The sequence below is a fragment of the Halothiobacillus sp. genome (assembly GCF_028710545.1).
Taxonomy (GTDB): Bacteria; Pseudomonadota; Gammaproteobacteria; order Halothiobacillales; family Halothiobacillaceae; genus Halothiobacillus.
On the sequence record NZ_JAQTTX010000018.1, the window covers coordinates 1 to 13,090 of the forward strand.

A 13,090-nucleotide genomic window follows, 5' to 3' on the forward strand; every position below is an offset into this window, starting at 1 on the left:
TAAATCAGCTCGCTCATCGCGGTACACGCCCGCGATGGCTCTCACGAATCAAAGACTTACGTCTTTGTTCGTGTTGGGGCATCCTGCCCCAAGCGGGAAGCACTGAATAAATCAGCGCTTCCCTAAGTAATCTCTAAACGCGGGCTTAAGCCCACGAACCCATCCATGGCTGCGGAGATACCTTAGTGGAACTGGCACAGATAGGCTGTATCCACGTCGCAGCGCATGCGCAGTGTGCACCCTTCAGGCGCATCAAATGTTGTTCCCGCTGGCGCTGGGAATTCGGCTGCATCATTGATCGTCACGAACATCTCACCCGCCACCACGGTCATCGTTTCCCGAGACTTGAGATTGAACACATGCGCGCCTGGAGACAGAACGCCCACCGTCGCGCCAGCATTGCCAAAATCAAAACGCAGAGATTGCACAGTGCCATCGAAATAGCTGTTGTGGGTAATGGCCATGGAGAGCTCCAGAAAGAAAACAGGGGGTGAATCGAGGGCTCGCAGTTTACCTGAATCAACGCCACAGAATCACGCTTAATTCAAATGCAAAGGGCGTCTATTCTTCGCGCCTACCTATACACAACGGTCACAGTGCGCCAAAATGCGGGTTTAATTTCGTACTAACCGTTGTGGTGCCATGAACCTACACGAATATCAAGCCAAGGCCCTGTTGGCCGGCTTCCACGTCCCGGTCGCGACGGGACTTGTCATCAACCATCCCGCGCAGGCGGCCGATGATCAACTCCCCCCAAGCGACAGTCAACGCTGGGTACTCAAGGCTCAGATCCACAGTGGTGCCCGCGGCAAGGCAGGCGGCGTGCTGCTTGCCGATTCGCCCGATGACGTTCGCGCCAAGGCGGCCGAATTACTGGGCAAAACCCTGGTCACGCACCAGACCGGGCCAACGGGTCTACCCGTGCATCAACTGCTGATCGAGCCGGCGAGTTCGATCTCGCAGGAACTGTATCTGGCCATGACAATCGACCGCCAGCTCCAGCGCGTCGTGGTCATCGCTTCACGGTATGGCGGGATGGACATCGAACAGGTTTCCGCCGAGCATCCCGATGCCATCTTCCGCCTGTACATCAACCCGACCGTGGGTTTGATGGGTTATCAGGCCCGACGACTCGGCTTCGCGCTTGGTTTGAGCGATAGCGCGCTGAAGCAGTTCCCTGCACTCTTGCGCGGCGTATACGATGCCTTCATCAAGAATGACGCCGACCTGATCGAGATCAACCCGCTGGCCGTCACCGCCGATAACACCTTGCTGGCGGTCGATGCCAAAATCGCCATCGATGGCAATGCGGCGTACCGGCAAAAAGCCCTGTTCGCGACCCGCGATGTCACGCAGGAAGATCCGACCGAAGTCGCCGCCCAGGCCAGTGGCCTGAACTACATTTCGCTCACCGGCGAGATTGCCTGCATGGTCAACGGCGCTGGCCTCGCGATGGCGACGATGGATTTGATCCAGTCAGCGGGCGGCAGCCCCGCCAATTTCCTCGATGTCGGCGGTGGCACGTCGACCGAGAAAGTCGCGGCCGCATTCAAGCTGATTCTGGCCAACCCGCGCGTCAAGGCGATTCTGGTGAACATTTTCGGTGGGATCGTGCGTTGCGATCTGATCGCCAACGGCATTATCGCAGCGGCGCATGAAGTCGGCCTGACCCTGCCGACCGTGGTTCGCCTGGAAGGCACCAACGCGGCCGAAGGTCGTCGTCTGCTGGCCGAATCGGGCCTGAACCTGATTGCGGAAAATGACCTTGCGGCTGCCGCCGCTCGCGTCGTGGCCTTGTCGCACACAGAATCTGTCAACGGAGCGGACGCATGAGTATCCTTGTCAACCAACAAACACGCGTCATCTGTCAGGGCTTTACCGGCAAACAGGGCACCTTCCATTCCGAACAGGCCATCGCCTACGGCACGAATTTTGTGGGCGGTGTCACGCCGGGCAAGGGCGGCCAAAGCCATCTCGATCGCCCCGTGTTCGATACCGTGCATGATGCGGTGCAACAAACCGCCGCCACGGCGAGCATGATCTACGTTCCCGCCCCGTTCGCCGCCGATGCGATTCTGGAGGCGGCCGATGCGGGTATTGAAGTCATCGCCTGCATCACCGAAGGCATTCCCGTTCTCGACATGCTGAACGTCAAGGCCGTGCTGGCCTCGGACTATCCGGACGTCCGCCTGATCGGCCCCAACTGCCCCGGCCTGATCACTCCGGGCGAATGCAAGATCGGCATCATGCCGGGCGCAATCCACTTGGCCGGTCGCATCGGCATCGTGTCGCGCTCCGGCACACTCACTTATGAAGCAGTCGCGCAAACCACAGCCGTGGGCTTGGGCCAAAGCACCTGCGTTGGCATCGGTGGTGACCCGATCCACGGCATGGATTTCATCGACTGCCTCGCGCTGTTTGCCGACGACCCTCAAACCGAGGCGGTCATCATGGTCGGCGAGATCGGTGGCGCCGCGGAAGAAGAAGCCGCCCACTTCATCAAGGAACAGTTCAACAAGCCGGTGGTAGCCTACATAGCAGGTGCCACCGCGCCCACGGGCAAGCGCATGGGTCATGCGGGCGCGGTGATTGCGGGCGGACGCGGCAGCGCGGAAGACAAGTTCCGGGCTCTGAAGGCGGCGGGTGTGCACATCGTGCGTGACCCGACCACCATGGGGCGCACCATGGCCGAACTGCTCGCCTCGAAGAACGCATGAGCCAAATCCTGTGAGCCCAATTAAATGAAGCCAAATAAATGAGTCCGGTCAAATGACCTTGGCCAATCCGACCGAAGCGGGCGCTGTCCGCATTGCACTGGCGCAAGTCAGCACACAGGTGGGCAATTGCATTGCCAATGCCGACCGGGTGATCGAAACCATCAGCCGGGCACGGCAGGAACTGGGGGCCCGCGTGGTGGTGTTCCCGGAACTGACCCTGACAGGTTATCCGCCCGAAGACTTACTGCTGCGCCATGATTTCCTAGCGCAGTGCGATGCACAGATTGAACGGATTGCGACAGCGGCGCACGACATGGCCGTCATCATTGGCGCACCCAGACGCATGAATGGCAGCACCGGGATCCATCAACCGGACGATACACCCGCCGCACTCGAAAACGCCGCCATCGTGATTGATCGCGGGCAGATCGTCGCTCATTACGCCAAACGCGCCCTGCCCAACTATGGCGTTTTCGATGAAAAACGCTACTTTAAAAAGGGGCGAGAAGCCTGTGTGGTCGAAATCGATGGCGTGCCGCTCGGCATAACCATCTGCGAGGACATCTGGGAAAGCAAACCCGCCGAGGAAGCGGCCGCAGCAGGCGCCAAAGTCATCCTCACGCTGAACGCTTCACCCTACCATCGGCATAAAACCGACGAACGCGCGCGCGTCGTCAGTCAGCGTGTTCGGGAAACCGGCTGCCCGATCATTTACGTGAATCTGGTCGGCGGGCAGGACGAGCTCGTCTTCGATGGCCGCTCGTTCGTGGCCGATCAGTCGCAGATCATCAGCAAACTCCCGGCATTCAAGGAAAGCTTGGGCTGGGTGGATGTTTGCCCCGATGGTCGGATCACCGCGCATGGCGAGTCCCATCACTGGCCGCAAGGCGAAGAAGAAGTCTATAGCGCCCTGACGGCAGGCATCCGCGACTACGTCCGTAAAAATGGTTTTCACGGCGTGGTGCTCGGCTTATCCGGCGGGATCGACTCGGCGCTGGTCCTCACGCTGGCCGTCGATGCCCTTGGCGCCGAGAACGTTCTGGCCGTGCGGATGCCCTCGCGCTACACCTCGCCGATGAGCCTGACCGATGCGGCCGAACAATGCGCCCATCTGGGCGTCGCAATGGAAACACTGTCGATCGAACCCGTATTCAATGAGCTCAAATCCAGCCTGTCTGGGCTGTTTGCCGGGCTCGCGGAAGATGCGACCGAAGAAAACCTCCAGGCCCGCACACGCGGCGTACTCCTGATGGCTCTTTCTAACAAGTTCGGCCGCATGCTGCTCACCACCGGCAACAAATCGGAACTGGCCGTCGGTTACGCCACACTTTATGGCGACATGGCCGGTGGGTTTGCCCCCATCAAAGACGTGCCAAAAACCCTCGTCTACGCTCTTGCGCGCTGGCGTAATGCCCACAAAACCGGCGAGCACGCCCCTATCCCCACACGCGTGATCGAGCGTGAGCCATCGGCTGAGCTGCGTGCCGATCAACGCGATGCCGACTCCCTGCCGCCGTACGACATACTCGACCAGATCATCACCGCGTTTGTCGAAGAGGATCAATCCATTGAGGACATGGTCGCCGCCGGACTGGATGAGGCGATCGTCCGCAGAATCACCCGCCTGATTCTGCTCAATGAGTACAAGCGCCGACAGGCGCCGCCGGGCATACGCATCAGCCGCCGGGCGTTTGGACGCGACCGGCGCTATCCGATCACCTCGGGCTTCAATCCCGCCGCCTGAACCCCGTTGACATACGCGCCCGACTTCAACCAAAGCTCAAGGAGATACGACCATGCCCGTTGTCACCATCAAACTTGCCGGTAACCTGACGCGCGAGCAGAAAAAGCAGATTGCGGCAGAAGTTTCCGACACACTCGAGCGCATCGCGCAAAAACCCAAGCGGGCCACGTACATCACATTCGAAGAATTGCCCCGTGAAGACTGGGCCGTGGGCGGCCAGTTGTTGGACGAGAAATAGGCCAAGTCATTTACACCGGTCTTGAAAACCGGCGGATATTTTCGGCCTTATTGCGACGGCCGGGGGAACGCGCGTGTCAATGCCCGAAGTAAGCGCCAATGGCAGCGACACCCTGACCACCGTGGTTTTGCGCTTGCGGCAGATGACACTCGGACATCCCGCCCAGTGCATAAGTGGGCATGGTCGCCGCACGAGTCAGTTCACTGAAACGAGCCCAGCCGATCCCGGGTGCTCCGGGATGGCTTAACGTCGGCAGGATGGGGGAAACCAGCAAGGCATCGACACCAGCCTCGTTGGCCAGCTGCACTTCTTCCAAGGTATGACCGGATGCACTGACCCAACGATTTTCTGCACGCCAATCCGCCAAGGTTTCCCTGTTTTCCGAAGCCAGTCGATGACGATTTAAGTGAACGCCATCCGCGCGGCAAGCGATGGCGATGTCCAAATTCGCATTTACCCACGCGGACAATCCCATCGACTGAATGGTGGTCACCGCGGCGGTCCACTGGGCAATGCTCAAATCCCGGCCGGGACGGAGTTGCACAATGGATGCCCGCGCACCAAATCTCTGTCGCAGCGCTTCGGCTGTCTTGGCCAATACCTGATGCCAAGCGTCAAACCCAACTTCGCCCTCGCCACAGGCAGGGGTGATTGCGATGCGCGGTGGTAGGCAAAGGGCCGCTACAATCCCTCGGTTAGCCGGTGGCAAGGCGCTCATCCATTCGCTGTGCCGGCTGCAATCCAGTGTTTGAGCTGTTACCGATTGCCCTTCACGACCATGAAGCTCACCCTGCCACTTTTCGACTCGATAGACCATGAGGCGAAGATGCCTTGATTCCGGTTTACCTTCAGGTTCGTTTGAATTGGCCGAGTAAACCCAGGGAATTTCCATGAGCAACCGCGACTCTTGTGGCAGGATGCCGAGTTCCTCAAACAGTTCGCGAGCCAAAGCATCCCTGGGCGATTCATCCGGCTGGCACTTGCCGCCGGGAAAAGCCAGCATTCCGCCCAGATGCGCGGAATCGGGACGGCGTTCAAGCCAGTATTGAGAAAGACCTGTCTGGTCCGTTCCAGCGGGTAAAACCGCGAGTGCGATTCGCGTTTCTTCCGGGAGATTCATTGGCGCAGGGATCGAATGACGGAACCGGGTTCAGGAGCGGTACTCGGCATTAATCTTGACGTAATCGTAGGAGAAATCGCAGGTCCAGACCCGATCTCGCGCCGAGCCGCGACCCAGTGTGATGCGCATGGTTATCTCATCGTTCTTCATCACCTCGGCGGCGCGCGCCTCGACATAGGCCGGATCTCGGCCACCATCGCGAACCACTTCGACATCCCCCAGCCACAGGCCGATTTTATTGACGTCCAGATCATCAATGCCTGCGTAACCGATCGCCGCCAAAATCCTTCCCAAGTTCGGATCGGAAGCGAACAGCGCCGTTTTGACCAACGGGCTGTGCGCGATGGCTTTGGCGATTTGAACGCATTCAGCGCGATCGCGCCCCTGTTCGACCTCGATGGTGACGAATTTCGTCGCGCCCTCGCCATCGCGAGCGAGTGCCTGTGCCAGAAAGACACTCACCTCGGCGACAGCGGCGTATAACGCGTGATAATCGGCGCTGCCGATGGTCTCGATCAGCGGTGCGTCCACACGACCATTCGCCATCAAAATAAACGAATCGTTGGTCGAGGTATCGCCATCGACCGTGACGCGATTGAAGCTCTCATCGGTCACCTCGTTCAGCAGGTGCTGCAACACCCCTACCGGCACGCGGGCATCAATGGCCACATAGCCCAGCATCGTCGCCATGTTGGGGTGAATCATCCCTGAGCCCTTGGCAATCCCCGTGACCGTGATGGTCTGCCCCTTGATCTGGCAGGAAGCGGTGCGTCCCTTGGCGACGATATCGGTTGTCATGATGGCACCCGCCGCACGTAGCCAGTTGTCTTCGGCCAGGTTCGCCAGAGCCGCAGGAATACCCGCGATAATCCGGTCGGCGGGCAAGGACTCCATGATCACGCCCGTGGAGAACGGCAGAATCTGAGCTTCCTTACAACCCAACTCGTTGGCGAGTGCCACACAAACCTGGCGGGCACGAGCCAACCCGTCCTCCCCTGTACCCGCATTTGCATTGCCGGTATTGATCACCAGCGCGCGCGGCGTTGTCGACGCAAGATGGGATCGGCATAACTGCACAGGCGCGGCACAGAAGCGGTTTTGCGTGAACACGCCAGCTACCGTCGCCGTTTCGGGCAAGCAAATGACCAGAACGTCATCTCGATTGGCTTTGCGCACACCGGCCTGTGCCACCCCGAGCCGAATGCCGGGAATGGGCGTCAACGAACCGGCGACGGGCGGGGTTAATCCAACTGGCATAGCTTTTTACCTCGATTCAACAACAAAACGACCCCATAAGAGGTCGTCGAATTAAGTCGTCTGTCACGGTTGCCTCAAGCGGCGCTTACCGTGCAGACATCGCCCCCATCACGCCCAGCAAATCATTGGCTGGCAAGCCGTTGATGGTGAGCTGTCCGGCATTGAAGGCAAAATTGGTCGACAACATGCCATTGGACTGCGTGACGTACCCTTTCTGGACCATTTGCTGCAGTTGCTGCTCATTCACCGCCTGACGATCCGGTCCGGCTTCGGTCTGAGCCGCATGATAAACCGCTTCGGGAATGCTGAAATCCCCTTTCATATCCAGAAGATTGAGCAGCGACATCGGATTATTCATCCCGTCATTGCCATGCCCCGGTGGCAACTCTGCGGAGAAATGCAGGGCCACGGTACCATCCGGCAGTTTGAAGCTGACCGGGTCAATCTCAAATTTCGGCCCCGCATTCAACAAGGCGGGCAGATGCGACATCACACTCATGGATACCGCCTGTTTGATTTTATCCGGATCACCCATGGTCTGCTTTTGCGCAAGCTGTGCCTGCTTAACAATGTCTTCAAGCGCGGGGGCGTCAATTCGCGAAACGCCATACTTGAATTTCAGATCCTTCATCGCGCGGAAGGCTGGCGGCGCGGCGGGAAAGTCAGCTTCAGCCACATCCAAGCCGACATCAACGGCGAAATCATCGCCGGTTCGCACAGAGTGACTCGTTAGGGCCAATCCGGAAAGAGCGCCCTCGTTACCCACAGTCAACGAAGCAACCTTCATCGCAAACTGGCTATTCCAGGCAATGTGGCTTTTCTTGTCCATCACCCCGTTGGCATCAAGAGTAATACCCTTGAAAGCCGCCGATTGCGGCATGCCCTTTTCGTCTTTCTGATCGGTGATGTTCAGCGAATCGAACGCAGCTGCATAGGTGAACTTCCCGCTCGCCGCCGTATCAATGGTCATCTTGCCACCGCTGAACGCCACTTGAGGTTTGCTGATGGGCGCAAATTCACCCTCGGTATGAGAACCACCAAAGATATTGAGCGCCGTATTCAGCACGACCGGCTCTTTCCCTGAAAAGAGTTGCTCAACCTGAGGCTTGATTTCCGCATCCGGCACCCAAACGGTTTGAATCGTGGCGTACCGGCCATCCACACCAGGAATCTGATTGATGGTCTGTTTGAAATGAATTAAATAGCGTGTGCCATCTGCGCCAGCCAGTGTGACATGAGAAGTTGCTGTCGAACTCAAATAGCCCCGCTGATATGAGTCCAGCGACCAGGTAATACCATCAGAGAGTCCCGGAAGCGCACTGACCGATTGCATGCGCTGCTCGATCACCATGCCGGAAACGTAAGGCGCTGCCGCAATACCGGCAACAATGACCACACCCAAGCCCACCGCTAATTTGTTCATTCTTTCCATTCCTTGATTATCAGTTCATTGCACCCGCCAACGGCCCTGTACCGTAGGCCCGGAACCGTAGGCCCGGAACCGTAGGCTCATTGTGACAAGACTAATTTAACTTTCCGTGGCAGTGTTTGTATTTTTTGCCCGAACCACACCAGCAGGGATCGTTACGCCCCAGCTTCGGCTCCTGACGAACGGGTGTGCGGCCCTCGGCATTCAATTCAGATTCAGATTCGGATTCGGAAAACTCATCCATCGATTCGTGCCGCATCTGTAACCGGCTCTCGTCCAGATACTGGGCTTCGACCACATCATCAAGCAGGTTATCCATCACTACCTCGCCCTGATCGGGTGCCGGGGCGATGGACAGACGGCTCAGGATTTTCACGACTTCCAGATTGATTTCATCCAGCATGTGGCTGAACATCTCGAAGGCTTCGCGCTTGTATTCCTGCGTCGGGTTTTTCTGTGCATATCCGCGCAGACCGATGCTTTGACGCAGGTAATCCATCGCGGCAAGATGCTCTTTCCAGTGCCCATCCAGCACCTGCAGCAGGATGCCTTTCTCGAACTGACGCAGCGCTTCTGCGCCCACGATGGCTTCCTTGACGCTGTAATCTTCTTCCATGGTGTCAATGATCTTGTCGAGCAGCGTCTCGGCATGGAGATCCTTGTCGGTGGCCAGCCACTCGGCAATCGGCATCTGCTGGCCGAAGTCTTCGGCGAGCGTTTGGGTCAGCCCCTCGATATCCCACTGTTCTTCCAGTGCTTCGGGCGGCACAAACCGCGAGAAGACATCGGCCATGACGTCACGACGCATCGGGATGATGATCGCCTGAGTTTCTGTGGTGGCCATGACGGCACGGCGCTGATCGTAAATAACCTTGCGCTGTTCGTTGGCAACGTTGTCGTAATCGAGCAGATGCTTACGCTGGTCGAAGTTGTGACCTTCGACCTTGCGCTGCGCGTTCTCGATGGCACGGGTCACCCAGGGATGCTCGATCGCCTCGCCTGCCTGCATGCCGAGTTTTTTCATCAGGCCGCCGACCCGGTCGGAGGCGAACACGCGCATCAGGTTGTCTTCCAGCGACAGGAAGAAACGGGTTGAACCGGGATCGCCTTGACGACCCGAACGGCCGCGCAACTGGTTATCGACCCGGCGGGATTCATGGCGCTCGGTGCCGATGACATGCAAACCGCCCGCAGCCACTGCTTCGTCATGCCGAATCTGCCAAGTGGCCCTGACCTTGGCCTTTTCCTCTTCCGTCGCTTCGCTACCCAGTGCAAGTATTTCCTGCTCCAGATTGCCGCCCAGCATGATATCGGTACCGCGGCCGGCCATGTTGGTGGCAATGGTCACCGCGCCCGGACGACCAGCCTCGGCAATGATCTCGGCCTCGCGCTCATGGTGCTTGGCGTTCAGCACGTTGTGTGGAATCTTGGCGCGGGTCAGTGCCGCCGCGACAATTTCGGAAGATTCGATCGAGGCAGTACCAACCAATGTAGGCTGGTTACGCGCACGCGCCGCTTGCACATCCTTGACGATGGCTTCGTATTTTTCCGCTTGAGTCAGGAACACAAAATCGCCGAGATCCTTGCGTTGCACCGGACGATTGGTCGGGATTTGCACCACTTCCAAATTGTAAATTTCGGCCAGTTCGCGGGCTTCGGTATCCGCCGTACCGGTCATACCCGATAGCTTTTTATACAGGCGGAAGTAATTCTGGAAGGTGATGGACGCCAGTGTCTGGTTTTCCGGCTGAATCGGCAATCCTTCCTTGGCTTCGATGGCCTGGTGCAGGCCTTCCGACCATCGGCGACCAGCAAGTGTCCGCCCGGTGAACTCATCGACAATGACCACTTCGTTGTCACGAACAATGTATTCGACATTGCGGCGGTAGATGGCATGGGCCCGCAAGGCCGCATTCAGATGACTGAGCAGCATGATGTTATGCGCATCGTAGAGCGACTCGCCCGGCTCCAGCAAACCGATCTGGATCAGCAGGTTTTCCGCTCGCTCGAAGCCCTGCTCGGTCAAAAACACCTGTTTGTTCTTTTCATCGACAGTGAAATCGCCGCGTTCTTCGTCGGTCAACGGTGGCTCGTCATCCTTGGGTTCTTCACGTGCCTGCTTCTTGAGTTCGGGAATCAGACCATTGATTTTCAGATAGGTATCGGAAGAATCAGCCGCCGGGCCGGAAATGATCAAGGGCGTGCGCGCTTCGTCGATGAGGATCGAATCCACTTCATCGACGATCGCGTAGACCAGGTCGCGCTGCATGACGGCGTCCTGACTGAAGGCCATGTTATCCCGCAGATAATCGAAGCCAAGCTCGTTGTTCGTGGCGTAGGTCACATCACAACGGTAGGCATCGTATTTACTGCGGTTGTCCATGTTCGGCACAACCACGCCGATCGACAGGCCCAGCGCGTTGTACAGACGCCCCATCCATTCGGCGTCACGCCGGGCAAGGTAATCGTTGACGGTGACCACATGAACGCCCTGTTTGGTCAAGGCATTGAGATAAACCGCCAAGGTCGCGACCAGGGTCTTGCCCTCACCGGTTCGCATCTCCGCGATCTTGCCCTGATGCAATGCCATGCCGCCAATCAGCTGCACATCGAAATGGCGCATACCCAGCACACGCTGGCTCATTTCCCGGCAAACGGCGAAGGCTTCGGGTAGCAACTGATCCAGGGTTTCACCGTTTTGCCAACGCTGGTAAAACTCATCGGTCTTGGCACGCAATGCGGCATCGTCCAATGCCTGCATCTGCGGTTCCAGCGCATTGATCTCGGCGACACGTTGCTGCATCTGCTTGATAACGCGGTCATTACGGGTGCCAAAAATCTTCCGGACAATACTTGCGATCATGAACAAAACTTTCCGTTGTAGGGATAGGTGGACGCAAAAAAAAACGCCACGGCGAGAAGCGGCTGGTCTGCGGCCTGTACAGCCTGCAACCCCAGCCTGAATCTGGGCTTGGAATGGTACGGCAGATGAGCCTGAATTGGTAGCGAACCGCTCGTTTTTCAACCCCAAATCGGCTAAAAAGCCATTAAAAGCAATGAGGGGCCGGATTGATAAGTCATTCAACTCAAGCAGCAAACCCCGTACACTCTCAAAGAACGATTCAAGAGCCTGTCCATGCCTTGCGAGCCGCCGCCATGAAATCGAACCTGCACGATGTTCTCAAACCCTTCGCAGCCCGCGCGGGGCAGATACGCATGTTTGATTTATTCCTGCTGGACGTACTGCCACGCAATCTTCAGGGGCGGGTGCGTGTACTCAATGTCCGTGATGGTGTACTGGTTCTTGGGGTGGATCATGCGGCACTCGCCACACAGACACGGTTTCAGGCACCGCAATGGCTGGGGCGTCTCAATCAGGCCGCGCAAAAGGAAGGGAGCCTCCCTGCCCTGACCAATGTGGAAATCCGGGTTGCTTCAGAAGAGCGGTTACTCAAACCGCCCGAAAAGAAGCACAGGGAACTCACGGAAAGTGCCCGCGCCTCACTGCGCGCCCTGGCAGAACACGAACCAGACGCTTCATTGGCAAGCACGTTGCGGCGACTGGCTGAGCTCGGAACAAAACCAACTGCCGAAGAAAATTAAAAACCCCTCCGTTCAGAGGGGTTTAAAGTCCTGTCGACCGAATTTCAGGCCACTACTCAGATCGCCATCTGGGCTACGGGGCGGGCAAACGATACCGGCGGCAGTTCTTCACGCTCGAAGGTCACGCGCTCGAACGCATCCGACTGAGCCAACAGCGCGCGCAGCAACTGATTGTTCAGAAAGTGCCCCGACTTATGGCCCGTGAACGCGCCGATTACGCTGCAACCCAGCAGGTACAAATCGCCGATGGCATCCAGGATTTTGTGCTTGACGAACTCATCTCCATAACGCAAACCATCTTCGTTAAGGATATGCGAGTCACCCACGACAATCGCATTCTCGACGCTACCGCCCAAGGCGAGATTACGCTTGCGCATCATTTCCAGATCGCGCATGAAGCCGAACGTCCGCGCACGCGCCACTTCCTTGACAAAGGTCGTCGAGGAAAAGTCGATTTCGGCCAGACGGGCTGAATCTTCCAATGCCGGATGATTGAAATCGATCGACATCGCCACCCTGAACCCGTTATGCGGATCGAAGCGCACCCAACGATCGCCATCGAGCACTTCAACCGGCTTGAGGATGCGAATGAACTGCTTGGGCGCGTCCTGCTCCTCGATTCCGGCAGACTGGATCAGGAATACAAACGGGCTGGCACTGCCGTCCATGATGGGCATTTCCGGGCCATCAATCTCGATATGGCAGTTGTCGATGCCCAACCCCGCCAGGGCGGACATGAGGTGCTCCACGGTAGAAATTTTTACACCGTCCTTCACCAGCGTCGTGGAAAGTTGGGTTTCCCCCACGTTGAAGGCGTGACCGACGATATGAACAGGTTCATCAAGATCGGTTCGATGAAAAACGACCCCCGTGTCCGGCGCCGCCGGACGCAGTGTCAACCGAACCTGCTCACCTGTGTGCAGGCCGATGCCGGTCGCCCGTATGCTGTTTCGTAATGTTCGCTGATGAACCAAGTTGATGC

At 57.9% G+C, this 13,090-nt stretch carries 11 protein-coding genes; 5 read left to right on the forward strand and 6 right to left on the reverse strand.

The window, feature by feature from the left end:
• Positions 1 to 182: 182 nt before the first annotated feature.
• The gene (locus PHD44_RS05160) at positions 183 to 464 is read right to left on the reverse strand and encodes a pyrimidine/purine nucleoside phosphorylase (RefSeq protein WP_300188812.1); all 282 of its coding nucleotides are present in this window, start codon (positions 462 to 464) and stop codon (positions 183 to 185) included.
• Positions 465 to 642: 178 nt separating this feature from the next.
• Between PHD44_RS05160 and sucC the strand changes: the two genes are divergently transcribed.
• The 4 genes from sucC to PHD44_RS05180 are packed head-to-tail and all read left to right on the forward strand — an operon-like array spanning position 643 to position 4,699.
• Positions 643 to 1,833, forward strand: coding sequence for an ADP-forming succinate--CoA ligase subunit beta (gene sucC / locus PHD44_RS05165; protein WP_300188815.1), 1,191 nt, complete (start codon positions 643 to 645; stop codon positions 1,831 to 1,833).
• Entirely contained in the window at positions 1,830 to 2,717 is an 888-nt protein-coding gene (gene sucD, locus PHD44_RS05170) for a succinate--CoA ligase subunit alpha (protein ID WP_300188817.1), read from the forward strand. The genes sucC and sucD overlap by 4 nt, the downstream gene beginning before the upstream one ends.
• A 52-nt stretch (positions 2,718 to 2,769) precedes the next feature.
• Positions 2,770 to 4,461 carry an NAD+ synthase gene (locus PHD44_RS05175; protein WP_300188820.1) on the forward strand — a complete coding sequence of 564 codons (1,692 nt, stop codon included), beginning with the start codon at positions 2,770 to 2,772 and terminating at the stop codon, positions 4,459 to 4,461.
• A gap of 52 nt (positions 4,462 to 4,513) precedes the next feature.
• Complete coding sequence (locus PHD44_RS05180; RefSeq protein WP_300188823.1) at positions 4,514 to 4,699, forward strand: 4-oxalocrotonate tautomerase family protein; 186 nt, start codon at positions 4,514 to 4,516, stop codon at positions 4,697 to 4,699.
• A 76-nt stretch (positions 4,700 to 4,775) separates the two neighbouring features.
• On the opposite strand, the gene PHD44_RS05185 is transcribed toward PHD44_RS05180, so the two are convergent.
• The 4 genes from PHD44_RS05185 to secA form a co-directional block, all read right to left on the reverse strand.
• Complete coding sequence (locus PHD44_RS05185; protein ID WP_300188826.1) at positions 4,776 to 5,819, reverse strand: thiamine phosphate synthase; 1,044 nt, start codon at positions 5,817 to 5,819, stop codon at positions 4,776 to 4,778.
• A gap of 30 nt (positions 5,820 to 5,849) precedes the next feature.
• The gene (argJ, locus tag PHD44_RS05190) at positions 5,850 to 7,076 is read right to left on the reverse strand and encodes a bifunctional glutamate N-acetyltransferase/amino-acid acetyltransferase ArgJ (RefSeq protein ID WP_300188829.1); all 1,227 of its coding nucleotides are present in this window, start codon (positions 7,074 to 7,076) and stop codon (positions 5,850 to 5,852) included.
• Between the two features lie 85 nt (positions 7,077 to 7,161).
• Positions 7,162 to 8,499, reverse strand: a complete 1,338-nt coding sequence (locus PHD44_RS05195) for a YdgA family protein (protein WP_300188832.1) — start codon at positions 8,497 to 8,499, stop codon at positions 7,162 to 7,164.
• Positions 8,500 to 8,599: 100 nt separating this feature from the next.
• On the reverse strand, positions 8,600 to 11,368 hold the full coding sequence (gene secA / locus PHD44_RS05200; protein ID WP_300188834.1) for a preprotein translocase subunit SecA: 2,769 nt from the start codon (positions 11,366 to 11,368) through the stop codon (positions 8,600 to 8,602).
• Positions 11,369 to 11,661: 293 nt separating this feature from the next.
• On the opposite strand from secA, the gene PHD44_RS05205 reads away from it, so the two are divergent.
• Positions 11,662 to 12,108 (forward strand): DUF721 domain-containing protein, encoded by a 447-nt coding sequence (locus PHD44_RS05205; RefSeq protein ID WP_300188836.1) that lies wholly within the window; start codon positions 11,662 to 11,664, stop codon positions 12,106 to 12,108.
• 56 nt (positions 12,109 to 12,164) lie between these two features.
• Here the strand turns inward: PHD44_RS05205 and lpxC are convergent, their stop codons facing one another.
• Complete coding sequence (gene lpxC / locus PHD44_RS05210) at positions 12,165 to 13,082, reverse strand: UDP-3-O-acyl-N-acetylglucosamine deacetylase (RefSeq protein WP_300188839.1); 918 nt, start codon at positions 13,080 to 13,082, stop codon at positions 12,165 to 12,167.
• Between the last annotated feature and the right edge of the window lie 8 nt (positions 13,083 to 13,090).